This is a genomic window from Micromonospora sp. WMMD956, from assembly GCF_029626125.1.
GTDB classification, from domain to species: domain Bacteria; phylum Actinomycetota; class Actinomycetes; order Mycobacteriales; family Micromonosporaceae; genus Micromonospora; species Micromonospora carbonacea.
The window spans coordinates 3,235,743-3,260,583 of the sequence record NZ_JARUBI010000005.1 but is presented as its reverse complement, the minus strand read 5'-3'; the positions used below and the strand labels follow the sequence as shown (position 1 = coordinate 3,260,583).

23 protein-coding genes and 1 CRISPR repeat array are annotated in these 24,841 nt (G+C 71.5%); of the genes, 7 read left to right on the top strand and 16 right to left on the bottom strand.

From position 1 onward, the window contains the following. Positions 1-23: 23 nt before the first annotated feature. The 9 genes from cas2e to O7628_RS14965 form a co-directional block, all read right to left on the bottom strand. A complete protein-coding gene (gene cas2e, locus O7628_RS15005; protein WP_278131222.1) occupies positions 24-434 on the bottom strand; it encodes a type I-E CRISPR-associated endoribonuclease Cas2e in 411 nt (136 codons plus the stop codon). Further along, positions 434-1,405 (bottom strand): type I-E CRISPR-associated endonuclease Cas1e, encoded by a 972-nt coding sequence (gene cas1e, locus O7628_RS15000; RefSeq protein WP_278131221.1) that lies wholly within the window; start codon positions 1,403-1,405, stop codon positions 434-436. The genes cas2e and cas1e overlap by 1 nt, the downstream gene beginning before the upstream one ends. Beyond that, a complete protein-coding gene (gene cas6e / locus O7628_RS14995) occupies positions 1,402-2,076 on the bottom strand; it encodes a type I-E CRISPR-associated protein Cas6/Cse3/CasE (RefSeq protein WP_278131220.1) in 675 nt (224 codons plus the stop codon). Before cas6e ends, cas1e begins: the two co-directional genes overlap by 4 nt. 2 nt (positions 2,077-2,078) lie before the next feature. Then, a complete protein-coding gene (cas5e, locus tag O7628_RS14990) occupies positions 2,079-2,780 on the bottom strand; it encodes a type I-E CRISPR-associated protein Cas5/CasD (RefSeq protein WP_278131218.1) in 702 nt (233 codons plus the stop codon). Next, positions 2,777-3,901, bottom strand: coding sequence for a type I-E CRISPR-associated protein Cas7/Cse4/CasC (cas7e, locus tag O7628_RS14985; RefSeq protein ID WP_278131216.1), 1,125 nt, complete (start codon positions 3,899-3,901; stop codon positions 2,777-2,779). Before cas7e ends, cas5e begins: the two co-directional genes overlap by 4 nt. Next, the gene (casB, locus tag O7628_RS14980) at positions 3,898-4,584 is read right to left on the bottom strand and encodes a type I-E CRISPR-associated protein Cse2/CasB (protein WP_278131214.1); all 687 of its coding nucleotides are present in this window, start codon (positions 4,582-4,584) and stop codon (positions 3,898-3,900) included. The genes cas7e and casB overlap by 4 nt, the downstream gene beginning before the upstream one ends. After that, positions 4,581-6,260 carry a type I-E CRISPR-associated protein Cse1/CasA gene (gene casA / locus O7628_RS14975; protein WP_278131212.1) on the bottom strand — a complete coding sequence of 560 codons (1,680 nt, stop codon included), beginning with the start codon at positions 6,258-6,260 and terminating at the stop codon, positions 4,581-4,583. Before casA ends, casB begins: the two co-directional genes overlap by 4 nt. Positions 6,261-6,458: 198 nt before the next feature. After that, positions 6,459-9,299 carry a CRISPR-associated helicase Cas3' gene (gene cas3 / locus O7628_RS14970; protein ID WP_278131211.1) on the bottom strand — a complete coding sequence of 947 codons (2,841 nt, stop codon included), beginning with the start codon at positions 9,297-9,299 and terminating at the stop codon, positions 6,459-6,461. Continuing rightward, a complete protein-coding gene (locus O7628_RS14965) occupies positions 9,296-11,341 on the bottom strand; it encodes a UvrD-helicase domain-containing protein (RefSeq protein WP_278131209.1) in 2,046 nt (681 codons plus the stop codon). Before O7628_RS14965 ends, cas3 begins: the two co-directional genes overlap by 4 nt. Positions 11,342-11,665: 324 nt before the next feature. Between O7628_RS14965 and O7628_RS14960 the strand changes: the two genes are divergently transcribed. Then, a complete protein-coding gene (locus tag O7628_RS14960) occupies positions 11,666-12,964 on the top strand; it encodes a serine/threonine-protein kinase (protein ID WP_278131207.1) in 1,299 nt (432 codons plus the stop codon). Here the strand turns inward: O7628_RS14960 and O7628_RS14955 are convergent. Then, complete coding sequence (locus tag O7628_RS14955; protein WP_278131205.1) at positions 12,903-13,484, bottom strand: hypothetical protein; 582 nt, start codon at positions 13,482-13,484, stop codon at positions 12,903-12,905. The genes O7628_RS14960 and O7628_RS14955 overlap by 62 nt on opposite strands. A gap of 190 nt (positions 13,485-13,674) precedes the next feature. After that, the gene (locus tag O7628_RS14950; RefSeq protein WP_278131203.1) at positions 13,675-13,848 is read right to left on the bottom strand and encodes a hypothetical protein; all 174 of its coding nucleotides are present in this window, start codon (positions 13,846-13,848) and stop codon (positions 13,675-13,677) included. Between the two features lie 94 nt (positions 13,849-13,942). Between O7628_RS14950 and O7628_RS14945 the strand changes: the two genes are divergently transcribed. Continuing rightward, positions 13,943-16,063 (top strand): N-6 DNA methylase, encoded by a 2,121-nt coding sequence (locus O7628_RS14945; RefSeq protein WP_278131201.1) that lies wholly within the window; start codon positions 13,943-13,945, stop codon positions 16,061-16,063. Positions 16,064-16,234: 171 nt separating this feature from the next. Then, positions 16,235-17,052: a CRISPR direct-repeat array (repeat unit 26 nt; unit sequence GCTCCCCGCGCACGCGGGGGTGATCC). Positions 17,053-17,230: 178 nt separating this feature from the next. Here the strand turns inward: O7628_RS14945 and O7628_RS14940 are convergent. Continuing rightward, the gene (locus O7628_RS14940) at positions 17,231-17,449 is read right to left on the bottom strand and encodes a winged helix-turn-helix domain-containing protein (protein WP_278131199.1); all 219 of its coding nucleotides are present in this window, start codon (positions 17,447-17,449) and stop codon (positions 17,231-17,233) included. Positions 17,450-17,871: 422 nt separating this feature from the next. On the opposite strand from O7628_RS14940, the gene O7628_RS14935 reads away from it, so the two are divergent. Continuing rightward, positions 17,872-18,174 carry a hypothetical protein gene (locus tag O7628_RS14935; RefSeq protein ID WP_278131196.1) on the top strand — a complete coding sequence of 101 codons (303 nt, stop codon included), beginning with the start codon at positions 17,872-17,874 and terminating at the stop codon, positions 18,172-18,174. Between the two features lie 327 nt (positions 18,175-18,501). After that, entirely contained in the window at positions 18,502-19,224 is a 723-nt protein-coding gene (locus O7628_RS14930) for a hypothetical protein (protein WP_278131194.1), read from the top strand. Between the two features lie 173 nt (positions 19,225-19,397). Here O7628_RS14930 and O7628_RS14925 read toward each other — a convergent pair whose 3' ends face one another. The 3 genes from O7628_RS14925 to ligD (O7628_RS14915) are packed head-to-tail and all read right to left on the bottom strand — an operon-like array spanning position 19,398 to position 21,627. Continuing rightward, on the bottom strand, positions 19,398-19,730 hold the full coding sequence (locus O7628_RS14925; protein WP_278131192.1) for a DUF3800 domain-containing protein: 333 nt from the start codon (positions 19,728-19,730) through the stop codon (positions 19,398-19,400). A gap of 51 nt (positions 19,731-19,781) precedes the next feature. Beyond that, the gene (gene ligD, locus O7628_RS14920; RefSeq protein ID WP_278131190.1) at positions 19,782-20,696 is read right to left on the bottom strand and encodes a non-homologous end-joining DNA ligase; all 915 of its coding nucleotides are present in this window, start codon (positions 20,694-20,696) and stop codon (positions 19,782-19,784) included. Then, positions 20,686-21,627, bottom strand: a complete 942-nt coding sequence (gene ligD, locus O7628_RS14915) for a non-homologous end-joining DNA ligase (protein ID WP_278131188.1) — start codon at positions 21,625-21,627, stop codon at positions 20,686-20,688. The genes ligD (O7628_RS14920) and ligD (O7628_RS14915) overlap by 11 nt, the downstream gene beginning before the upstream one ends. Positions 21,628-21,714: 87 nt before the next feature. Between ligD (O7628_RS14915) and O7628_RS14910 the strand changes: the two genes are divergently transcribed. Further along, positions 21,715-22,770, top strand: a complete 1,056-nt coding sequence (locus tag O7628_RS14910) for a Ku protein (RefSeq protein WP_278131186.1) — start codon at positions 21,715-21,717, stop codon at positions 22,768-22,770. Positions 22,771-22,917: 147 nt separating this feature from the next. On the opposite strand, the gene O7628_RS14905 is transcribed toward O7628_RS14910, so the two are convergent. After that, on the bottom strand, positions 22,918-23,799 hold the full coding sequence (locus O7628_RS14905; RefSeq protein ID WP_278131184.1) for a TetR/AcrR family transcriptional regulator C-terminal domain-containing protein: 882 nt from the start codon (positions 23,797-23,799) through the stop codon (positions 22,918-22,920). Positions 23,800-23,876: 77 nt separating this feature from the next. Here O7628_RS14905 and O7628_RS14900 point away from each other — a divergent pair, with 77 nt between their 5' ends. After that, positions 23,877-24,341: a nitroreductase/quinone reductase family protein gene (locus O7628_RS14900; RefSeq protein WP_178063032.1), complete on the top strand. Its 465-nt coding sequence runs from the start codon at positions 23,877-23,879 to the stop codon at positions 24,339-24,341. 88 nt (positions 24,342-24,429) lie between these two features. After that, positions 24,430-24,840 carry a VOC family protein gene (locus O7628_RS14895; protein ID WP_178063031.1) on the top strand — a complete coding sequence of 137 codons (411 nt, stop codon included), beginning with the start codon at positions 24,430-24,432 and terminating at the stop codon, positions 24,838-24,840. Position 24,841: the final 1 nt, after the last annotated feature.

Genomic DNA, 24,841 nt, shown 5'->3' with positions numbered 1-24,841 from the left:
TTCCTGAGCTGGGGCGCTAAAGATCAACTACCCCATTTTCCTTCACTTTGCTCGGAGGGTGTCGACGATCCACTGGCTCCGCCCGGAGCCCTCCGCCCGAATTTCCGGCGCTTGGACGCCTTGCTCCACCCCGGGCCTACCGCCGGGTTGTACGACCTCCGATCCGTAGGCCGACGCATCAGCGCGATCCCGTCGAAGTCCACCGGCTCCCAGTGGTGGTCATGCACCTCGAAGGCAAGTCGTTGCTCGCCTGGTCGCTGGTAGACGAGCAGTGCCCGGCCTGGCCCGGCCATCTCGACGACCTTGGCCCAGAGCCGTTGTCGGATCCTGCCGTTGACGTGTCCCACGTACACCCCGGCAGAGATTTCCAGCAGCCACTGCGTCAGGTGCCCACGCAGCCCTTCCGGGCAGGCGGTGAGGATGATGACGGTCATCAGAAGTCCACGTCCCCGGAGTAGTTCCGGCCGCCAGCGAGTTCGTAGCCTTCCTCGTCCCACAGACGTACGGCATCGCTGCCGGCTTCATCGTCGAGCTGTTCCTCGTCGATCGGTCCGGCCGAGCCATCGGTGAGCAGCAGGCTTCGGATGTCGCGGACGCACCGGTCGAGGAGCGCGCCGTCGTGGACCCGGTCACGGACGGCCCGACGGGTGTCCGAGCCGATGTCGGTCGACTCGCCGGCCGCGATGTCGAAGGCAACCGGAATGCTAATTTCGGCCTTGTACAGGTCAGCGACGTCGTAGACGAACGACCGCTCGTGGCCGGTGTGGACGAATCCGAGCCCCGGCGACGCGCCGATGGCGACGATGACCGCGTGCACGATGCCGTACAGGCAGGCGTGCGCCGCCGACAGTGCCTGGTTGACTCGATCGCTGCCATCGAAGTTGTCCGGGTCGTACTCCCGGTTGTTCCACGACACGCCCGTGCGCAGCGAGTGTTCCCGGTAGCAGCGGCGGACCCTCGCTCCTTCCTTGCCGCGCAACTGCTGCATCGTGAGCCTGCTGGTGTCTTCCCCGGGAAAGCGCATCCGATACATCGCGCGCGCCACCTGGAGTCGCCGGTCCCGGTGCGAGACGGCGGCGGCCTGGGCGACGAGGAGGCGGCTTGACCGGGCGAGCGAGCGCCCGTGTGCGTAGTACCGGATGCCGTGCTCACCGACCCAGACGACCGTGGCACCATTGTCGGCGATCAGCATCATCGCCTGCTGGGTGATGCTGGTGCCGGGACCCAGCATGAGGACCCCGAGCGTGGCCGCCGGCAGATGCACGACGCCTTTCTCGTCGGTGGCCGTGATCGCGTTGCTGTCCCGGTGGATGACGCATCGTTCGAGGTAGACGAAACTGATCCGGTCCTGCGCACGGTTGAGTTCCGCCAGTTCAGCCGGCGGCACACCCGGGATCTTCTTCACGAGGTCGGCTGCACGGGCGCGAGGGTCAGCAGCCCGCACCCGTACGCCTTGGCATGCCCGACCCCGCCGGTCAGTGCCCGCCGGAAGGTGTCCGCGTCGATGATCCGGAGCAGGCCGTCGAACGTCGCCGTGGTGAGGGTGACCGTGCCCAGGCCCCGCTTGAAGGATTGTGTCTGGCGACGGTGCAGCCGCAGGTTGGGCCGCCCGTCGCGCTGGCTGGCCAGGGCGAACCCGTGCCGGTCGGCCCGCCTGGCCAGCCATTCGACCTGTTCCTGCTCGCGCAGGTAGCCGAAGCGCTGGGTCTCCTTGGCGTCGGCGGTCTTGCGTCCGCTGTGCGTGGGGTTCGCGGTAAGCCGGAAGGCCCATTCCTGGCCCGCGCGCAGTGAGCTGAGCAATCCGTCGTACTCCCGGGTCACCCAGGCCTCGGTGGTGGGCCAGCCGGCCTGCTCGACCAGGTGGGTGAGGTCGGGTCGGCCGGGACTGGCGATGTAGAGGTGGACGGTCGCGGTGCCCGGGGTGTCGAGCCGCCACAGCGTACGGGCGTCGGCGCACTCGTAGTCTTCGACGGCGGCGAAGGCGCTTCGGACCGCCGCGTGCATGGCGTGCGGCGAGGAGAGCAGCTTGCGCGCGTTCCGGCGAGCCGGGTTGATCTGGAATCGGGTCAGGAACATGCTCAGCCTCCCAGCAGGCTCAGCGGGTCGTGCTCGGCGACCCCGGCCCGCTCCGCGAGGTCGTTGGTGATGTCGGCGTGTCGGCGCAGCACCGACCGCCAGGTGTGCTCTCGGTGCGCGGGGTCGAAGCTGACCGGCTCGTCGGGCACTGTCTCGGTGACGGGCTCGCCCGGACGGGCGTCCCGGATGATCTCCAGCCGGACCCTCCGGGCCGCCTGGCGGCGGTACCACTCGGCCGCGAGCCACGGCCAGTCCGTCAGCGCCTCGTCGAGGGTCAGATCGTGCACGCCGAGGCTGATCGGCCCGACCGGCGGGCACGACCGGCGACCGAGGTAGAGCGGGAACCGTGGACGGTCCAGCGCCTCGGCCAACCCGTCCAGCAGATCTCGCTCCCCGCCGACGGCCACGAGGAAAGCCGCGTCGGAGAGGTAGAAGCGGTAGGTCAGCGGTGCGCTGTGCCGACCGTCGAGGCTGCGGGCAGTCTGGAAGTCGCGCAGGATCTGACCGGGCTGGTCCAGCCGCACCCCGAATTCGAGGCCGAGCAGGTCGGTGAGCGGTTCGGTGCGTCGGACCCCCCGGGCGGCAGCAAGCAGCCCGATCACACCGCTCTTGGTGGGGGCGATCTCGGTCCCCCGGCGGGCGAAGCGGCTGGACGAACCCCAGGATTGCAGCGGGCCGGCCAGCCTCATCAGCAGGACGCTCACGCTGGCTGTCCGAGCGCGACGGCGACCTGCTCCCCCACCCCGGCGACCAGTTCGGTGAAGCTGACCGCCTTGCCGAGATCGGCCAGCGCGGCCGTCTTGTCCCCGACCTGGGTCACCCAGCTACCGATGGGCCGTTCCCCGTAGGCGTTCTCGACCGCGACGGTGTGCCGTGCCAGCGCGGCGGCGGCCAGCTCGACCCGCCCGGCGGCGTGCGTCTCGACGATCGGCGTCTCGAAGGCCCCGACGAGGTTGATCGGCTGGGTGTCGCGCAGCCGCACCAGTACGGCGTCGGGCAGCGTCCGGTGGGCGAAGGTGTTCTGCTTGCCCGTCGGCATGCTGCGGGCGAACGCGGTCAGGAATGCCTCGACGGCTGCCCGGGTCGCGCCTGCGTCACCGAGGGTTCGGTGCAGCGCGTCGACGTCGACCGTCGCGTACCGGTACAGCGTGGACGAGTTGAACTCGATGGTGCCGATCATGCCGGCGCCGGTCTCCGCGGCATCGGCCTTGCGGTCGTCGACCGCGGTGAAGTAGTCGAACTCGTTGTCGACGGCGTGCACGCTGATGGCGTGGGAGACCTGGCAGGCGGCGTCGACGTTGATGTCGGCCATGTCGGCCACCATCCGGCCGAACATCGCGATGTCGACCGAGTGTTCGGTGTTGACCAACTCCTTGAAGCGGGCCTTGTCGAGGGCACTGCCGGCGCGGGACGCGTCCAACGCGGCGGCGGCGAGATTGTCCAGCTGCCGGTGGCTCAGGAACAAGAGGTAGCCGGACTCGACATCCTTCATCTCCCCCTTCTTTTTGTCGATCTTGGCCAGGCCGCCGGCGACGAAGACCTCGGCGGCGAGTGCGGACGCAGCCTCGTCGGTCAGGCCCGGGTCGAGGGCTCTGATCCGGGCGGCGAGCGACTCGCCCACCCGCTTGGTGCGTTCGCCGAGCTGGGATCGGTCGAGCAGGCCGGCGAATGCGAGCCGGATCGCCCGCTTCCATGCCTGGCTGGAGACCCGCGCCCGGCGCACACCCCCGTAGACGGCGGTCTTCGGCGAGCCGGTGTCGTCACGGTTCAGGTTGCTCGGGGGCACGGTCTGCAACGCGTAGACGTCGATGATGGTGCGGCTCATGAAGGGTCCTCCTCAGAAGGGTCGGTGGCGTCGGGGGTGGGCCGGCTACGGAAGAACTCCCGGCCCCAGATGGCCTGGACCTTTGACGGTCCATCCGGCGCACGTAGGGTCCGCAGGTCGTCGGCGAGCAGGCCGTAGTCGAGTGGGATCTGGTGCTCACGCAACATCGTGACGAGGCTGCGTAGGTGATAGAGGCTCTCGCGGTAGCTGCTGGCGGTGCCGAGCGCGGCGAAGCGCCGCCGCACGCCCTCCGGCCCGGCTGTCTTGCGGACGAGGTCGGCCAGGGCCTGGCCCAGCCCGCGTCCGTCCTGGTGCATCCGCTCCCGGCGCGACTGCTGATGCAGCGCGTACAGGGTCACCGCGTCGTGCACGGCGTACTCGGTGTCCGCCGCCTCCGAGTCGTCTTCCGGCCGGCGGCCCAACAGTTCCTCGGGCACCTGGAGGTAACGCTCCAACGTGAAGTCGAAGCCCGGGGCCCGGCCAATGCCGCGCCGGAGCCGGGCCAGTGCGCTGACCGCCTCGGGCTGGGGCACGGTCGCCAGCATCCGCGCCTGCAGGGTGCCGATCGTCCGGGCGACGTGGTCGCCGAGCCTGCTGCGAGGCCGCCCCCACGGCCTGCGGCTCGCGCCGGGCGGCTCGTCGCCATCGAGCCGGGCCGGCGGCTCGGTGTCGAGCATGGTCATGCTGCGGTCTCCTGCCTCTGGTGTGGTGACCCGGTTGCTGGCTGCTGTTCGGCCGCCATCGGCAGCGCCTTGGCCAGGCCCGAGCGGAACCAGGCGTCAGCCTGCGAACTGGAGTAGTGCACCTCCCGGCCGGCGCGATCGGTGCCGACCCGGCCGACCCAGGCCGCCGGCCCGGCCGCGTCGACCAGATCACGGCCGAGCCGGACGATCGCCCTGCGAACCAGCCGCTGCCACCACGCGCGCTCGCCCGCCGGGTCGCGGTCCGGACCGAGCCTGGCCAGCCAGTCGCGAAAGGCGCGGTCCAGCAGGGCGTACGCGCGTTCGGCCGCCCGGTCGGCCTCGCCGACATCGGTGGCCCGGTTACCGGCGGCGCGGGCCAGGTTGTCGGCGAGCCGGCGCAGCACCCTCACTGCGGCCTCGGCGTCGGCGGTGGCATCGACGGCTACCGCGCGCAGTGGGGAGTCCTCGACCAACAGCAGCACGTTCATGGTCAGCGCGTCGCTGAACACCTCGTCCACCACCGCCTGCTGCGTGCCGTAGGTGACGCTGGTGGCGCGCGTCCGGGTCTGGAAGTCCGGCCCGACGACACCGGTGACGGTCAGCCGGGCCAGCCACTGCACCACCATCGGGGAGAGCCGCTGCGGCGCCTCGGAGACGGACGGCGGTGGTGCCGGCAGCAGGGTTTGCAGCCCGCGCCACAGTGCCCGGCTGTGGTCGTGCGGCCGGGGCAGATAGATCGGGCTACGCTTCTGCTTCTGCTCGCGTGGGGCGCTGCGTCCCCAGACGCTCATCGGCTCCAGCAGGTGCCGATCCTGCCACTCGATCTGGTCGCCGTTGGCGATCATCGCACCGGTGACGCCGTCGGCGTCGCCGAAGAGCCGGATCCGGCGGGACTGCCAGGTGTAGAGGCTGAGCAGGCCGAACGGGCCACGGGTGGAGTCGGCTTCCTCTGCGGCGGTCTGCGGTTCGCGCTCCCAGACCGGCAGGTCCCGTTCGTCGGCCACCTGCCAGCCGGGCGCGATCGGCACCAGGTTGAGCAGCAACGTTTCCAGTAGGGTCGAGCCCTCCAGATGGACGCCGCCCAGGGCCCCGAGCGACGCGACGCCGATGGGATAGCCCTTGCCACCCTTCATCCGTGGGTCGCCGACCGCCCCGGTCTTGATGCCGGAGGGGTCGTAAGCCTGGCAGTGCACCAGCCAGCGGGCCGCCTCGGCGGGGGTGATCGAGTCCATGCCCGGCCCGGCGCGGGTGGTCAGGAACGGCATGCCGTTCGGCACGTCGGCGATGAGCCGCTCCAGCCCGTACGTGTTGTTCTTCGCCGCCCGCAGGTCGGCGACCTGGTAGAACGGGTGCTCCGGGTGGAACAGATCGAAGCGGTCGCGGAAGGCGTCGAGGTAGTCGGCGATGTCCGGGAGCGGCAGCCGTCGCTGCTTCCACAGCGCCCGCCAGGCTGCCTCACCGGGTGGACCACCGGTGGCGCGGTGCAGGATCGCCAGCGCGAGCCGCAGGATCGCGAAGGTCTGGGTGGGCAGTTCGCAGGCGATCATGCGCGCTTCGCCGGCCTGCTCGAACAGGCCGCGCAGCGACACGTCGCGGCGCTGACCCGCGACGTCCAACACCGGGATCCACGGCTCGTCGACCAGCGAGAGTCGAGTGTGTCCGAAGCGGACCGTCATACGGAGAACCTCCTTGCACGAAAGACTAACCGAGCACAGTGAGTCGCTAGCTATCAGCATCGTCTACTTGCGACTCTGATCTGTGCCATATAGCCTGTCGCCACCGCCGCCACGAGGTGGCGGGGCAATCCCTTGGACTGAGGGGTGATCCTCGAGCTCAGTGGGTCGCAAAGCCGTTCCCCGCGTAGGCGGGGTTTCTCAATCAACGCGGACAACTTGGAGACCCCCGTGCAGGTCGTAGTGAAGATCGAAGGGGCCCACGCGGGCATGGCCGTCACCGTCGATCTCAAGGACGAGCTCTCCGGCGAGCCAGGGATTGTCCTGCCAGGCGCTCAGGTCGATCCGACCCTCCAGCTCGGCGATGATCTCGTCGATGACGTCGGTCGCGGTCATGGCTCGTGGCAGTGGCAGGGTGCAGCCGGCAACGAGGCGGCTCAGCCGCCAGCCGGGCGCGGACGCGGTGGGGACGGCCACCCCGCCGCCGTCGATCCATGGGGGGACCACTAGCCCGTCCGGCGTGCGTACCAGCAACAGGACTTCGAGCGACTCGCCGTCGGTGTCGCGGACGTGGCCCTTCGCCACGTGGTCGTCGGCGTTGCCGACGCCACCGGAGAGCCAGCCGATCAGTGGCACTCCGGCCTCGGCGACGGCGGCGAGGCGGAAGCCGTCGGCCTTGAGTTCCTTGGCGGTGATCTCGTCGCGCTGCTTCGCCTCCGCCTCGACCATCACCGGCTGCCAGGACGGCGGGCCGACCGCCCCGTCGCCGTAGGCGGCCTGGGTGAGCGGGGCGATGTCCTCCGGCAGCCGCAAGGGCGTGCCGTCGAGGTGCGGCAGCAGCACCGCGGCGCTGCGAAGCAGCATGGCCGGTTGGTAGACACGGCGCGATCCGGCGACCGGTTGCGGCGGCTCGGTCGTCCAGTCGACACCGGTGATCCAGCACGTGGGCGCGGCAAGCCGGGCGGGGCGGTTGCCGCGTGGGTGACGGTGCAGCCGGCCGATGCGTTGCAGCACCAGGTCGACCGGGGCAAGGTCGGTGACAAGCAGGTCGAGGTCGATGTCGAGGGACTGCTCGGCGACCTGGCTGGCCACCACCACGTGCCGGGAGGGCCGGCTGGCGACCCCCGGCGGGCCGAAGGTGTCGCGTAGCCAACGGTCCTTCGCCGCGCGGTCGATGGCCATGAAGCGCGAGTGCGCCACCGACACGGGAGTGTCGGCTCCGAGCGCCGCGCGCAGCGCGGCTGCGGTCTCCTGGACCCGGGCCACGGTGTTGCGGACCACGAGGGCGCAGCCGCCGCCGGTCAACTGGTCACGCAGCAGCTCCACCAGCGCCGGCAGGTCGTCGGCCAGCCGCCGCAGGCGAACCTCGCTGCCGCGTCCGGAGTCGGCGCAGCTCGTTGCGGTGACACCGCGCTCGGGCGTGGAGACCGAGACCAGGGGGTACCGCAGGTCGGCGCGGAGCGCGGCGTACAGGTCGACGCGCGGCTTGCCCCGGTCGCGCCAGGTGAGCGGGGGCGGCGGCCCGAGCCGGCCCGTGTCGTACGCCTTCATGAGCTCGGCGCGTCGGTGGGCCGGCAGGGTCGCCGACAGCACGATGACCGGCACGCCGTACGCGCCGAGCCACTCCAGCGCCCGGTCGAGGAACCGCCCCATGTAGACGTCGTAGGCGTGTGCCTCGTCGATGACGACGATCTTGCCGGCGAGGCCGAGGTGGCGCAGCACCAGGTGCTTGCTGCGCAGCGCCGCGAACAGCAGTTGGTCGATGGTCCCCACGACGAAGCTGGACAGCAGGGTCCGTTTGGGGCCGGCGAGCCAGACGTGCACACCGATGTCGGCGCCGCCGGCGTCCTCGGCGATGCCGCTCGGCATCGACCTCGTGCGCAGCTGGTCGTACTCGGGGTTGAGGGCCGCCTTGCCGTGCGCCAGCCGCACATCGCGGTCGCCCCGGCCGGCCTGCGCGTCGGGCAGCCGGCGCAGCCAGGACAGCATCCGCCCGAACATGGCGTCGCTGGTGGCTCGGGTCGGCAGTGCCAGGTAGCAGCCGGACGCCCCGGTTCGCCGGGCGAGGATCTCCACCGCCGCCAGGGCCGCCTCGGTCTTGCCCTCGCCCATGGTCGCCTCGACGATCATCATGCCGGGTACGGGCATGGTCGCAGCCAGCTCGGCCACCGTTCGTTGCACCGGGCGGGGCACGGCTCCGGCCGGCAGCGCGAACCGCGCCGCGAACAGCTCCGCCACGCTCGACGGCGGTGCTGCTGGTTGCCAGGGAACGGGCAGATCCAACAGTTCCCAGCCGGATCGCAGTCGGCCCTCGTCGCTGCTGTCCGGCACGTACGGGAAGAAGTCCTCGTTGCTGGCGATCCAGTCTGCGACGATGACGAGGCCGGTCAGGGCGGCCTGCACGGGCTGCGACAGCGCGACGCCGCTCCACTCGATGAGCCGTTCCCCCGCGCCCGAGCGCTCCGCCATCCAGGTCAGCAACTCCTGCTGCACCTGCTGCCACGCCGGATCGCCGAGCAGATGTGGACGCACCTGCACGTCCCGGAGGCCCTCGTCGGTCGGCGGCACTCCGTGGTGGCCGCCGACGATGACGGCGTACGGGTGGGGGTCGATCCAGCCCTGCTGGTCCAGCCAGTCCGTCAGCACGATGTGGCCCGCCGTGGCATGCGGGGCGTATCTGCGGTCGGCGCGGATCAGGTCCCGGTGGTAGCCGAGCCCATGGTCGCGCATCCGGTCCGCCAGCGCATACGCCTGACAGGCGAAGGCGGGGGTGGCCTTGCCGATGTCGTGCACCCCGGCCACCCAGACGGCCAGGGTGCGGGCGTCCGCGTCGCCCCCGGGCAGCTCCTCAGCGATGCGTCGACGAACCGCCCGACCCAGCCAGTGGTCCCACAGCTCACCGGCAACATCGGCGGTGTCGGCCAGGTGCCGCCAGAGCGGCAGCCAGCCCACCGGGGAGATGCCCCTCCGGTCGGTCTTGCCCCAGACGGAGCGTGCCGCGTCGCCCAGCCGGGGACCGCTGGCGACGACACGGACACTCACCGGCCCGCCTGCGGCAGCAGCGGGCTCGGCGTGCCGCTGTGCGACAGGTAGAGCACGTCCCGGGCGCGGGTCAGGGCGACGAAGAGGAGGCACCGTTCGCGTTGCAGGTCCTGCCGGTGGGCGTGCGGGTCCTCGGCGGCGGAGGTGAGCGCGTTCGGTGCCGGAAGCACGCCAGCGTCGAGCCCGACGACAGCGAGGCACTGGAACTCCAGCCCCTTCATGCGGTGCATGGTCGCCACGTGCACCCCGTCGATGCCCCGCTTGTCGTCGGCGACGTCGATGTGGGCCTCGCTCAGGATCCTGCCGATCACCTTGACCAGCTGGCCGGTGCGGACGGCCACGCCGATGGCGTGCGGCTCCACCCCCTGCTCCAGCCAGGTCCCGACTCGTTCGATCAGCGCCTCCCATTCGCCGTCGCGGCTGTCGGCGACGGCGATCTCGGGCACGCCACCCCGGGTGATCGAGCGGTAGCCCCGCAACGTGTCGTCCCGCCCGTCCAAGCCGACGGCGGCGTCGCCGCCGAGGACCCTGGTCGACAGTTCCAGGATCTCGTGGGTGGTCCGGTAGTTGATGGTCAGCCGCCGCGTCCGGCCCCGCACCTCGATGCCGAGCTGGGCGAGGGAGACGTGGCTGTCGTAGATGCGCTGGTAAGGGTCGGCGAGCAGGAACATGTCGTTCGGCCCGGGCGCAACGAGCGCTCGCAGCAGACGCCACTGCGCCGGGTGCAGGTCCTGCCCTTCGTCGACGACGACGTGACGGTATCGGGCCGGCGAGCCGCGCAGGATCGCCGCCGCGTCATCGGCGAGCTGGGTGTGGGTGCGCAGGCGGCGCTTCGCCAGCTCCTGCACGAAGGCGTCGATCGCGGCCCACACCTGGGCGCGTTGGGCCGCGCGCAGCCCCGCTCCACGGCCCTTGCGGGGTGCGTCGCGATAGGCGTCCAGAGTGGTCAACCGCTGCGCCAGCACGACCTGATCCCACTCGTGCCGCAGGAAGGCGGGGCTGAAGGTGGTGACCTGGCCGGCGCGGTTCACGAAGGTGGGGCCGGACTTCGCGGTGACCTGCCAGAGCTGGTCGACGACCTCGCTCTCGGCGACCGACACCCTCTTGCCGGCCCGGGCGACGATGTCGTAGGCCAACCGGTCGACGCTGATCACGTCGATGCGTGCCCGCACCGCCGGGTCGGTGGCAAGCCGGTGGAGCTGCCGGGTGAGCGCGTCGGCGAGCGCGCGGGTGAAGGTGGTCAGCAGGATCTTCTCGCCCTCCGGCAGCCGCCCGGCGAGGAACACCGCCCGGTGCAGGCCCGTCACCGTCTTCCCGGTGCCGGCACTGCCGGTCACCAGCGCGGGGCCGCTGTAGGTGTCGCGGTAGGCGATGTCGCGTTGGGTCGGGTGCAGGAAGGTGCGCCACACGTCGAACGGGTGGGCGAGGATGGCGGCGAGTTCCACCGGGCCGGAGACGAAGGCGATCCGCTCGGGCGTACGCCGCGCCGCGGTCAGGAGATCGTCGGTGTCCACGCCCGAGACGATCCGGTCGGCCTGTTCCGCCCAGACCTCCTCCACGGTCATCCCGCTGGCCAGGCCCAGCAGGATGTCGAGCTGTGCCTCCGGCAGCCGGCCGGCGAGGCTCTCCAACTGCTTGTCCGTGGCGATGACGCGCAGCAGCGGCACCAGGTCCGCGTCGACGCCGAGGCGCACGAGGTCGGCGTTCGTGACGTGGTCGAACAGGCCGACGCTCGGGGGGTGCACCGGCTCGGCGCGGACGAACTCCTCGATGCCGTCCTGATCGCGCATCTCCAGCACGCCGAGGACCTGGTTGACCGTGAACCGGCGGCTCACCGCGAAGGAGATGGCGTCGTCGTGAGGCAGGACGTCGAGAAGCGCGTATTTCTCCTCGCCGAGGGCGAGCACCACGCCGCGATAGAACTTGTCGATCCGGATGGTGCGGATGTTGGGGTCTCGCGCTCCGGTCAGCTTCTCCAGGTGCAGGCCCGCGTGGGTGTGCTCGGCGAACCTGCTGATGGCCGCGAGAACGGCATGCTGCACGCGGCGTTGCAGCCTGGCAAAGGCGGGCAGAAATCCCCGACCGATGGCCAACTCAGCCATACCAATCCCCTGTTTGCCTGGCGCCTGGGCGTAAGCCAGAGCGCACGAGAGTCAGATTTGTCGCGAACCAGACACGGTCGGCCGGCGCTCTTTCCCGCAACATGAACGGCGGCGCAGGCGAAGCCGATCCCCGCCGACGCATATTGAAGCATCTTGTGAACACAGTTTGCAAGGCTGATCCTGTGTGCGAAGTTCACCGTACGCTCGAAATCGAGCCTGCCGCCGTCGACGGAGGCGGTCCGATCAGGGGTTATGCTGGGCGTCGTGGTGCCCGGCACGAGCCTCAAAGACCGGTATGTGCTGGGCCGCAACCCCTTGGCACACAAGGGGATGGGCGAGGTCTGGCCAGCCCGGGACACCCTGCTCGATCGCCAGGTCATCGTGAAGTTCGTCAGCGCCGCCAGCCCGGCCCCGGAGGCCGTACGCCGGTTCCGGCGGGAGGCGCTGCTGACCGCCCGCCTCGACCACCCCGGCGTGCCCGCCGTCTACGACCTCGGCCACGAGACCGGCCGGCCGTACGTCGTCTTCCAGAAGATCGACGGCGTCACGCTCACCGACCTGGTCGCCGAGCAGGGCCCCCTCCCATTCGGGTGGGTCGCCGCCATCGGCGCGCAGATCAGCAGCGTCCTGCTCGCCGCGCGCCGGATCGGCCTGGTGCACCGCGACCTCAAGCCGAGCAACGTCATGCTGGACACCAGCGGCGCGGTGAAGGTGCTGGACTTCGGCCTGGCGGCGATACACGGCGACGACCGATACTCGCGGATCACCCAGAGCGGGCAGAGCCTCGGCACGGTGGGTTACATGGCACCCGAACAGATCCTCGCGGAACCCACCGACCACCGCACCGACCTGTACGGCTTGGGCGCCACGCTCTTCGACCTGCTCACCGGCCGCCCGCCATTCGACGGTGTGACGACCATGACGACGGTGCGGCATCAGTTGGACGGCCCTGCGCCACGCCCCGCCCGGCTGCGGCCGGACACCCCCGCCGAGCTCGATGACCTGGTGCACGCCCTGTTGGCGATCGACCCCCGGGACCGGCCGGCCTCCGTCGCCGACGTCTACCCGGTGCTGGCGCCGCTCTCCCTGGACCGGCCCCCGATCTCCGGAGTGCTCACCGACACCGCCGAAGCGGTGCAGAGCTATGCCGCCATCGTGGGACGAGTCCCGCAGCAGACCCGCCCCACGACGACAACCGTCCCCGGCCAACCCGAGCCCGGCGTGGAGCTGACCGCCAGGAAGGCGGACCAGCTCCACGCCGCAGGTGAGTTCCGGGCCGCCGCGCGGCTGTGGCGACGGCTCGCCGACCAACGCGCCGAGCAGCACGGCGACGACGATCCCGCCGTCTTCGACCTGCGGCTGCGGGCCGCTCGGGCGCACGTGGCGCTCGGCGAGCACCGTCGGGCGATGCGCCAGCTCCAGGCGCTGCTGGACAGCCGCGTGCGGGCCGACGGCCCGGACCACCCCGACGTGCCGGGCCTGCGGCAGGAAATCGCGCGGCTCACCGAGCAGGGGTCACCCTCCTCTCCGCACTCGCGTTCCACACCCGGCGTGGATCACTGAACGCCCGGGGCAGCAACACCGCCTTCTGCTCGGGAAAGTGACCGGCCGGGTAGTGGTAGACGCGGGCACAGTTCTGCCCGCGCGTCTCGGTCGCCAGGGCACGCCCCGCCAGCCGCGAGTACATCGCGCTGTGCTTCAACCAGGCTGCCTCCTCGCCGTGCCGGTCGAAGCCACGCCCGGTCGCCGCGTGCCCGAACACGTCGTGGACGGCCCGGAACATGTCGTTCTCCTCGTCGCTGAGACAGGGATGCGGGTTGCCGGTGGCCGCGCTGGCCCACACCTTCAACCGGCGTCGCCGCACGTCGGCGACCATCGACCCGGCGTCCGGGTAGGGGTCGGCGTCGACGATCCGCACCGTCACGCCCAGGCCACCGAACTCCACCCGGCCCACCAGGAAGGCGTACTGCTGGACCGTCTCCCGGCAGAAAGCGGCGTACGCGGCACGGGCACGCTCGTCCCGGACCGGGGCCGCCAGGTAGGCGTCCGCGATGGCGGCACCCACGACCGGGTCAAGGCGCACCCGTGCGTACGCCTGGGAGTCCATGCCGTCCGGGGCACGGGAGCCATACCGCCGCGCGCCTCGGCGGACATAGTGGATCGGCGGAAAGCACGACGACAGGACGGTTGGCGACGGCGGTACGAGCAAGGGTGTTCATGGTCCTCCTTCGGTTGTCGGTGCGGGTTCGGCCCTGCGTGTGGAGCAGGTCCGGTCAGCGGGCTGCCGAGACCTCCCGCGCGCCAGGTGGCGGCTGCGCAGCAGCGTCGGGGGCGGTGTGGCCTTCGCGGCGCAGCGCCTCGCCGAGCAACCTGATCTCGGACACCCGACGGTCCTGGTGGAACTTGGCGAACTTCCCGATGGTCGTGCTTCGGCCACGGCGTGGCATGGGCCCTCCAAAGGCGTGAATCCAGGGAGTCACCAAGGAAGATAGATCCTGTGAACCGACTACACAAGGTCAGTTGTCGTGATAGCGTTCACGGGTGAGGAAAGCGCGGAGCACGACCGCCTCCAGCGAGGCCACTCTGACCGCCAGCGACATCGCCCGGCTGGCCGACGTCGGCAGGGCGGCGGTCAGCAACTGGCGTCGCCGGTATGCCGACTTCCCGGCACCCGTGGGCGGCACCCCGGCCAGCCCGTCGTTCGACGCCGGAGAGGTGACGGACTGGCTGCGCCGACACGGCCGGCTGCATCAGGCGGGCACCGCACACTGGGCCTGGCGACACATCGAGAGCCACCAGCCCGCCACGCAGATCAGCGACGTGCTCATCGTTGCCGGCGCACTCCTGCTCGTCCGAGCCGACCAGGCCGATCCCGGCGGCGGCGACCCGCCGGCCCCGGGGCAGCTCGTCGACCATCTCCACGCCCTCGACCCCACCCTGGCGAAACTGGTCGGCGACGTGCTGCCGCGGCAGTGGACTCCGCAGCTCACCACGCTCCTGCACACGGTCGACCAGCTTGGCTCGGAGCGGGGCCCGGAAGACGCCTTCGAGCACCTGCACCACCGGTACGTGACCTCCGCCCAGTCGCTGTCCGGCCTGGCCGGCACGCCGGACGCCGTCGCCGACGTGATGCTGACCCTCGCCGGCACAGGGGCCCAGGTCTTCGACTTCGCCAGCGGCACCGGATCGATCCTGCGCATGGCCGCCGACCGGGCCCTACGCGACGGCACAGCCATCCGCTGCTACGCGCAGGAGATCAACCCGCAGTACGCCATGATCACCCTGCTGCGGCTGTGGTTCGTGCACCTGCGCGCCCGTCAGGCCAGGCAGGACGCGGAGCCACCCGTCGTACACATCGGAGACAGCCTGCTCGCCGACGGCCTGCCCGACCTGCGGGCCGAGGTCGTCGTCTCCAACTTCCCCTTCGGCATCCACGACTGGGGCCACGACCGCCTCGCCTACGACCCGCGCTGGACCTACGGCCTACCCCCGCGCACCGAGCCCGAGCTGGCCTGGGTGCAGCACGCCATGGCCCATCTCTCCCGCTCGGGCACCGCCGTGGTGCTGATGCCCCCGGCCGCCGCGTCACGCCCGGCCGGCCGCCGGGTCCGAGCGGAGTTGATCCGCCACGGGGCGCTGCGCGCAGTCGTCGCCCTCCCCGCCGGCATGATGCCGCCGGCCGGCATCGGCCTACACATCTGGGTCCTGGCCCAGCCCGACCCGCACCGGCCGCGCGCCGGAGAGCTGCTCATGGTCGACGCCACGACCGCCTCAGCGGACCGGCCGCCCAGCGAGATCGTCGGCTCCGCGTGGGATTCCTACCGATCCGATCAGTACGCGGAAGCGCCCGGCGTCCACCGCGCCCTGCCGGTCATCGACCTGCTCGACGACCAGGTCGACCTGACACCGCAGCGGCACCTTCCGCAGGGCAACGCACTGGCCACCAGCCCGGCGCAGGTCGTTGCCGGCATCGCCGAATTCGGCGAGCGCCTCGACAGGCTGAAGCGCACGCTGCCCGCCGTCCGGGAAGCACCAGAAGCACCGCTACGCGAGGCGTCCCAGGCCGATGTCGCCGACCTGATCCGATCCGGCAGCATCACCGTGCAGCGGGCCGTCTCCCGCAGCCGATCGACCGGTGCCACCATCAGCGCCACCGTGCTGACCGTCACCGACATCCTGTCCGGCGGCCCCGCGACCGGCTCGGTGGCCCGCACGGCGACCGAAGACTCCGGGCCCGAGGTGCTCGCCGGTGACATCCTCATCCCCGTGGTCGGCCACACCATCAACGCCCGCGTAGCCACCCCGGACCAGGTCGGCGCCGAAATCGGGCCGGGCATCCAGTTACTGCGCGTCGACACGACCCGCTTCGATCCGTGGTTCGTCGCCGGGGTCATCTCCCGCACGGACAACCTGCGCGTCGCCGGCCGCAGCTCCAGCTCCGCGAGCGGCGCGCTGCGCATCGACGTACGGCGGCTCACCATCCCGGTGCTGCCGCTGCACCAACAGCAGGCGTACGGCCAGGCATTCCGCCAACTGGCCGAGTTCCGCAGCGGCCTTGAGCAGGCGGCGGCGACCGGTGCCGCTCTGGCCCGCGAAGTCGGCGACAGCCTCGTTGTGGGCACCCTCGGCATCGCCTCGCCATCATCGGCCCATCCCGCCTGAGACCGGCGAAGCCCAGCGACGCCCTCCCGGATCGGTGTCGGGAAAAGATCCCATCGGTACGCTGAACCGACTGCGACCCGACCGCCGCACCCCTCGAACGGAAATGACCTTGAGAGGCAAAATGAAGGAAAACGAAGGAGTTGATCTTTAGCACCGCAGGTCAGGAAGTCCGCTCCCCGCGCACGCGGGGGTGATCCCACCCCGATGGCGTCGCGGATGGCCCGCACCTGCTGCTCCCCGCGCACGCGGGGGTGATCCCCTCCAACCGCAGCTGATACATGCGTTAAATGCCTGCTCCCCGCGCACGCGGGGGTGATCCCGACAGCGCCCCCGCTCGGCCGTGAGGCTGGCGCTGCTCCCGCGCACGCGGGGGTGATCCCCACGGCCTGTCCGCCACGGCCAGCGCCGCGCACTGCTCCCCGCGCACGCGGGGGTGATCCCTTGGCCATGGCGTCGATCGCGCCCCGGAACCCCTGCTCCCCGCGCATGCGGGGGTGATCCCGTGACGGCGTGCAGGCCGGGCAGAGACGCGCCCTGCTCCCCGCGCACGCGGGGGTGATCCCGCGCACGCCCGGCGCGTGATCCGGGCGATCACCTGCTCCCCGCGCACGCGGGGGTGATCCGGCGAAGCGGGCAACCACGGTCGCGAAGAAGATCTGCTCCCCGCACACGGGGGGTGATCCCTGGCACTCCCACGACGCGCTCATGCAGGGCGCCTGCTCCCCGCGCACGCGGGGGTGATCCGGTCGCCGCCGCCCACCGGTACTACGAGGAGCACCGCTCCCCGCGCACGCGGGGGTGATCCCCCCGAGCCGCCGCGTCTCGTCAATACCCGTGGCCGCTCCCCGCGCACGCGGGGGTGATCCGCCGTACGCGGGGATCTCGACGGTGAACGGCGTCCGATCCCCGCGCACGCGGGGGTGATCCCGGCGGCCGACGCGGCTTCATCGTCGGCTGCTGCCGCTCCCCGCACACGCGGGGGTGATCGCTCGTTACGGTGGTACGTCTGGTTCGCGTCGCGCTACTTCCCGCGCTTTCGGGGATGATCCACGCGCCCGCACCCCGGAGCGACCTCCACCCGCCAATTTTCCGTGCACGCAGAGGTAGCCCTCTGCACATCAACTACGCACCGCACAGGCCCCCAGGACAGTGCCGGCTCCCGCGTTGCTATGACTCCGCGACGAAGACGCCGCGCCCAGGCCGACCGACGAGGACGCCTCGCTGCCGCAGAGTTGCTACCGCCCGCTGAATCGTCGAATGCGAGACGTTGTACTCGTCGGCCATGCTCCGGCCGGAGGGCAACTGCGACCCAGGTGGGTACTCGCCGCTCTTGATCCTCCTCACGAGATCGTCCAGCAACTCGTCCATTGTGGGCGGAATAGGCACTTCATGCCCCTTGCAGTCGGTTGGCCCTCCCAGTATCGATCCGCAATCTGAGGTAGGCAATGCACCTACTGAAGAAGGTGACGATGATGAAGCTGCTGATAGAGCCGCAGGATCTGCACTTGACGTAGGTGATGCATGACGCTAGCGTCGCTGACAGTGACGCGCTCCATGCGGTCGGTTAGCGCTTCCCGTGCGGTCGCTCGTCACCACAGCGCATTCCCCCAGCCCGGGGTGGCCGGACTCCCCCGGCCCGGCCACCCCGGGCACCCCGACACGCCCTGCCGCCGTGCTCGCCGAACGAGGCTGCGGCGGCAGGGCCCACCCCGAGCTCCGAACGGAAGGCGGCCCCGAGTGCGACCACAGCCCGTCCCGAGAACATCCAACTCGTACGAGCCCGCTAACCGCCACGAATCGGTCGGCCGATGAGAGGCCCCAACAGTCGGTGGGTCGTGCACGTGCCGATCGTCGTGCCGGACCTGCTCCGCGCCCGGATCCTCGCCCGCACGGCGGCGCGGGTCCTGGCCCAGCTCACTCGGTGTGTCGATGCCGGGGAGGTGACCGTGTCGACCGAGGACGAGCAGCGCGTACATCATCGGGTGTTCTGTGACCGGCGACTGGCCGGCGGCGCGCGGTGCGGCCTGCCCAGCGACCACCTCGCGCCGTGCGCGATCCGGCGCAACCAGCGGGCCTACGGGTGGCACGAGCGGCAGCCCCCGGGGGCGTAGACCTGCGGCTGTTGCCCGGCGACCGTCGAATCCGGACAGTGGACGGATGACTGGTCACGGGGAGTCACGGATCGCCTCACCTGCCGAGGGATGCGGGCCACCGACGCCGGGCCGGTGGCGTCGGCTCGCGCCGGTGCTGGCCCTGTTCGCGCTCGCGCCGTGGGCCGCCGAGTGCTCCTAGGGCGGGTTCGTCGTCACCGACTACCCGCTGGTGCTGATCTTCCTGAGCCCTCTGTACGGCGGGGCCGCCCTGCTGGTCCGGGAGGTCGCCCGGCCCACCGGCGGCGGCTGGCCGGCGATCGTCTGCTGGCCGCCGCGTTCGGGGTGGTGCAGGCCGGGCTGGTCGACCAGTCGCTGTTCAACACCGGCTTCCTCGACGACACGGAGTTCGCGGACTTCGACGCCGCCGCCGCGCAGACCCGGGTGCCGGTGCTCGGGTTCAGCGTCGGGCAGGCGTTCGACTACGCCGGCAACCATGTCGCGCTGAGCGTCTGCGCGCCGATCGCCGTCGTGGAGTCGTTCGTCTCGCCGTACCGTCGGCACCGGTCCTGGCTGCGGTGGCCCGGCCTGCTGGTGGTCGGCGCGCTCTACCTGGCCGGCAGCCTGCTGATCTTCGCCGACGGCGAGGACGGCCGGAAGGGGTTCGTGCTCGCCCCGGCCCAGCTCGTCTTCGCGGTGCTGGTGGTGCTGGCGCTCGTCGCCGCCGCGCTTCTGCCGCGCTGGCGGCGCGACCGGCCCGCGCCTGTTCCGGGCCGGCGGGCGGCACCGGCTCCGCTGTGGGTCGGCATCCTGGTGTACGCCCGCCGGGCTGCTCTCCGTCGCCAGTTTCGCCTACGTCGTGCCGAGCTACGCGCCGTCGTCGCCGCTGGCGGCCCTGCTCAGCGACATCGCGGTCAGCGTCATCGCGGTTGCCCTGGTCGGCGGCGCGTTCCTGCGGCTACGCCGCGAACGGCGGTGAGAAGAATCGCTGGACATTCCGGGTGTGACACACAAACTGCTGCTAGCCTGGAGGTCGCAGGACGCCCTTCGGGGCTCCCGCACCCGCCTTAGGGCCCGCGTCAGCGGGCCCTTCGTGCATCCGGGGCACGGTCACGCAACCTTGGCCAGCGGGTCCCAGCACCAGCAGTGGTAGCAGCGGGAGGCGACCAGGGACCAAAGGCGCTCGTTGGCCGCCGCCTCCCGCGGATCGGTGCCCGGCCGGTCAAGACGCTGGTAGAGGAACGTCACCAGGTCGACGGCTGGACGAGCCGGCTGGCGTGCGACGGGGCGAAGTGCAGCGTATCGACGATGCGCGTGAGCTTCCTCGACCGGTACCCGCCGGTCCCGGACACCCGGTACCGCGTGAGGTCGGCCCGGTGCGCCGCCTGTTCCTGCACCTCGTCGGCGATGACCAGCGCATACTCCTCCCGGCTCGCCGCATACCCGTCGACTCTCTCCAGCAGGTGTGACAGCACCACCTCGTGTGCTGGCCGGGCGGATGCGGCGTATCTCTTGGCCAGGGCTGGCCGTTTCACGCCACGCTCGGTGAACGACTCGTCGACGTACGTGAGCAGCACCAAGTGAGCGTACGACGCTCTTCCGTCGGCGAGACGGACTCAGCCGGCGCGTCAGCCGGCGGGCACCTCCGGGCCGGCGGTGAGCACGCCGGCGAGCAGGTCGCCGTGCTTGTCCACCCGCTTGAGCACCTCTTCCGCCGTGTAGGGGCGAGCAGCCGGGCGCTTGCCCGCCGCGCCGGCCGCCACCTCGTCCCAGGTCAGCGGCGTCGACACGGCCGGCACGGGCTGGGCGCGCAGCGAGTACGGCGCGACGGTCGTCTTCGCCGCGTTGTTCTGGCTCCAGTCGATGAAGACCTTCCCGCCGCGCAGGTTCTTCGCCATCTTCGACACGACCAGCTTCGGGTGGGTCTCCGCCAGCTCGCGGGCGACCCGGTGGGCGTAGTCGGAGACCGTGTCCGAGGACTGGGTGCCGGCGATCGGGCAGCAGAGCTGCATGCCCTTCTTGCCGGACGTCTTCGGATGGGAGTCGAGCCCGTCAACAGCCAGCCGGTCGCGCAGCAGCAGCGCCACCTGGCTGCACTCGCGCAGCCCGGCCGGGGGGCCGGGGTCGAGGTCGACGACCAGCAGGTCGGGGTGGCTGCCGATCTTCCACTGCGGGGTGTGCAGCTCCAGGGCGGCGAGGTTGGCCAGCCAGACGAGGGTGGGCAGGTCGTCGGCGACGACGTAGTCGATGGTCTCGCGGCCCCTGGTGGAGCCGGGGGCGGGGAGGTTCTCGGTGCGTACCCAGGCGGGGGTGGCGGCGGGTGCGTTCTTCTCGAAGAAGCTCTTGTCCTCGACGCCGTTGGGGTAGCGGATGCGGGTGAGGGCCCGGTCGGCGAGGTGCGGCAGGAGCACCGGGGCGATGCGGGTGTAGTAGTCGATCACCTCGCCCTTGGTGAAGCCCGCCGCCGGGTAGAGCACCTTGTCCAGGTTGGACAGCTCCAGCGGGCGGCCCTGCACGTCGACCTTGAGCCGGTCAGCCGGCATCGTCCACCTCCTCGGGCGGCTTGTCGGGGCGCAGCCGCAGCACCCGGGGGAAGCGCAGCCGGCCGTCGGGGGTGCGCTGGCCGTACTTCACCTCCACCACGACCCTGGGGTCCACCCAGTGTGCGCCCCGGGCGTCCTCGCGGGGCACGTCGCCGGCGAACGGGGAGCTGTCGGCGCGCAGGGGTTCCAGCTCGCGTAGCAGCTCGCGTTCGAGGGCCGCGCCGATGCCGCCGCCGACGCGGCCCCGGTAGGTGAGCCGGCCGTCGGGGCGGGGCACGCCGAGGAGCAGGCCGCCGATCCTGCGGGCCCCTGGCCGCCAGCCGCCGACGACGAAGTCGCCGGTGACCTCCAGCTTGACCTTGACCCAGTCGGGCGAGCGGACGCCGGGCCGGTAGGCCGAGCCGACGCGCTTGGCCATCACCCCTTCGAGGCCGTGCTCGCCGGCCGCCTCGTAGGTGGCGGGCCCGTCGGCGAAGGCGGGGGGCACGGCCCAGCGCGCGCCGCCGAGGCCGAGGGCCTCCAGCAGGGCGCGGCGGTCGCGCCAGGGCCGGCCGGTGAGGTCCGCGCCGCGCAGGCGCAGCAGATCGAAGATCAGGTACGTCACGGGTACGCTCGCCGCGAGCCGGGCCGCCTTCGCCGGGTCGCGTACGTGCATCCGTTCGGCGAGCGCGGTGAAGGAGGGCTGACCGGCCCGGTCGAGCAGCACCACCTCGCCGTCGAGCAGGGCGTCGTCGACCTGCTCGGCGAGGGTGATCAGCTCCGGGTACGCGGCGGTGATCTGCACGCCGGAGCGGGCGTAGAGGTGTTGCCGGCCGCCGACGATGTCGGCGAGCGCGCGTACGCCGTCCCACTTGAACTCGTACGCCCAGTCTTCACCGGCGGGCAGCGGGCCGGTCGTGGCGAGCATCGGCTTCAGCGGCGCGCCGGGCATTTCCTGACTGTAGTAGGGCAACAGAAGTCATCGCGCCCGCTTCGATCCTTTGCGATCCTGATCTGTAGCCGGGGAGAGGAGCGGGGGATGCGGGCGATCTGGAAGGGGGCCGTCTCGTTCGGGCTGGTCTCGATCGCGGTGAAGCTCTATTCGGCCACCGAGGAGAAGGACATCCGCTTCCACCAGGTGCACCGGTCCGACGGGGGGCGCATCCGGTACAAGCGGACCTGTTCGGTGTGCGGTGAGGAGGTCACCTACGACGACATCGCCAAGGGCTACGACATCGGCGGCGGCGAGATGGTGATCCTCACCGACGAGGATTTCGCGGACCTGCCGCTGACCACCTCGCGGGCGATCGACGTGCTGGAGTTCGTCCCGGCGGAGCAGGTCGACCCGATCCTCTACAACAAGGCGTACTTCCTGGAGCCGGAGGGCGCGGCGACGAAGCCGTACGTGCTGCTGCGCGACGCGCTGGCCGACTCGGAGCGGGTGGCGATCGTCAAGGTGGCGCTGCGCCAGCGGGAGCAGTTGGCGACCCTGCGGGTACGCGAGGGGGTGCTGCTGCTCAACACGATGCTGTGGCCGGACGAGGTGCGTACCCCCGATTTCGGTTTTCTGGGCGAGGACCTGAAGGTCCGGCCGCCGGAGCTGGCGATGGCGAGTTCGTTGATCGACTCGATGGCGGGCGAGTTCGAGCCGGAGGTCTTCACCGACGACTACCGGGCGGCGTTGCAGGAGGTCATCGACGCGAAGGTGGAGGGCCGGGAGGTCGTCGCGCCGGAGGAGGCCGAGGAGGCCCCGGCGGCGGCGGTGGACCTGATGGCGGCGCTCAAGGCGTCGGTGGAGCGGGCCCGGGCAGCGCGCGGGGAGCAGCCGGAGTCCGGCGGCGGGCCGACCCCGATCACGTCGGCCCGGTCGGCGCAGAAGGCCACGAAGGCGGCGAAGGCTCCTTCGCGGAAGGCTGCCGAGAAGAAGGCGGCGAAGAAGGCCGGCGGGAGCGGCGGCGGGACGAAGGCCGCCGAGGGTGCGCAGAAGGCGGCCCCAGGGAAGGCCACGACGAAGGCGGCGGGGGCGAAGGCCGAGAAGAAGGCACCGGCGCGGAAGGCCGCCCCGAAGAAGGCGGCGCCCCGCAAGTCCGCCTAGCCGGGGCCGGTGTCACCGGCAATCGAGGCGTCCCGGAGTTGACCGGGCCGGGATGAGTGGCTGCCTCCACTACACGACACGCCGGTGCGGTTCCACCGCAACCGGCCACCGATCGCGCGCACCCCGGGCGGGCCCCGCAAGGGGAGGTCAGGTCTGTTCGGCGAGCCGCCGCCGGTCGAGCCCCTCGATCAGCAGGTCGAGGGCGAAGGCGAACTCGTCCTCGTCGTCGCAGCCGCCGAGGGCCCCGCTGTGCGCGACCGCGGCGGCGAGTTCCGCGATGTGCGGCATGGTCTCGGCCCAGGCGGCGGCCTGCGCGGCGGTCTCCGCCTCGGTCGCGGGGGTGTTCGGCGAGTCGTCGAACAGGTCCTGGCTGAAGCCGAGGATGCGGCTGCCGAGCAGGTGCAGGGCGTGGTGGCTCAGGCTCACCGAGCAGCCGCCGCCGCGCATGACGGCGAGCACCCGCTCGATGTGGCGCAGCACGGCCGGGGTGGGCGTGTCGCGGGCCTCCAGCACCCGGGCCGCCCAGGGGTGGCGCAGCATGGTCCGGCGGGCCCGCGTGATCAGCGCCCGCAGCTGGTCGGTCCACGGCCCGGGGCCGAGCGCGCCGGCCCCGGCGTCGACCCGGCCGTCGGCGTCGGCCTCGACGGCCACGGCGTCGGCCGTGACCCCGGCGGCCACGGATTCCGCCGCCCCGATCTCGGCGGCCGGCACGTCCGTCTCGGTCCCGACGGCCGGCACGTCCCTCTCGGTCCCGACGGCCGGCACGTCCCTCTCGGTCCCGACGGCCGGCACGTCCCTCTCGATCTCGGCGGCGACGGCGTCGACCATGGCGGCGAGCAGGGTGTCCTTGTCGCGCAGATGGTAGTAGATCGACATCGCGTCCACGCCGAGGTGCTGGGCGAGCCGCCGCATGCTCAGCCCGGCGAGGCCGTCCCGGTCGGCGAGGTCGATCGCGGCGGCGACGATCGTCTCCCGGCTGAGGCGGGCGGGGGCGCGGGTCGCGGAGCGGTCGTCGGCGCGTCGGGGCATTTCCGGATCCTACTTGCCGCCCTACGACGTAGGGCTTACTCTACGTTGTAGACCTACAGCGTAGAAAGGAGGTCGTCATGGGCACCTCCCCCAAACCCCCGCCGAGGTGGTTCGTCCGCAGCGCCTGGCTGGGCCACAAGGCCCTGCTCCGCCTCACCGCCGACCGGGTGGGCCTGAGCGCCCCGACGCCGGGCGGGCGGTTCGGCATGCTGCGGCTGCGCACGACCGGCCGTCGCTCGGGCCGACCGCGCGCCGTCATCGTCGGCTACATCCGCGACGGCGACCGGTTCGTCACCCTCGCCATGAACGGTTGGGACGCGGCCGACCCCGCCTGGTGGCTCAACCTCCAGGCCCACCCCCGGGCGACCGTCGACCTCGGCGGCGGGTCCCGCGAGGTGACCGCCCACCGGGCCACCGGCGCGGAGCGCGACCGGCTGTGGTCGGCGCTGCACGGCTACCAGGGCTACGGCGACCTCGACGGCCTCGCCGCCCACCGGGGCCGGGAGACCGCGATCGTCGTCCTGACCCCGGTGCCCGCATAGCTCCGCCCGACGCTGGAGGAACGGCGGCGGCCGGACCGATCAGGAATCAAGAAGCGCAGGTCAGTCGGCCGCAACTAGCGTCATCGGCATGGACATCACCATCCACACGAGCTTCCTGCCGCACACCGACCCGGAGGAGTCCCTCGCGTTCTACCGCGACGTGCTCGGCTTCGAGGTCCGCAACGACGTCGGCACCGGCACCATGCGCTGGATCACCGTCGGCCCCGCCGGCCAGCCCGGCACCAGCATCCTCCTGGCCCCGCCGGCCGTCGACCCGGGCATCACCGACGACGAGCGGCGCATGATCGCCGAGATGATGGCGAAGGGGACGTACGGCTGGATCCTGCTGGCCACGCCCGACCTGGACGGCGTCTTCGAGAAGATCCAGGCCAGCGACGCCGAGGTCGTCCAGGAGCCGACCGAGCAGCCGTACGGGGTGCGCGACTGCGCCTTCCGCGACCCCGCCGGCAACCTCGTCCGGATCCAGGAGCGGCGCTGAG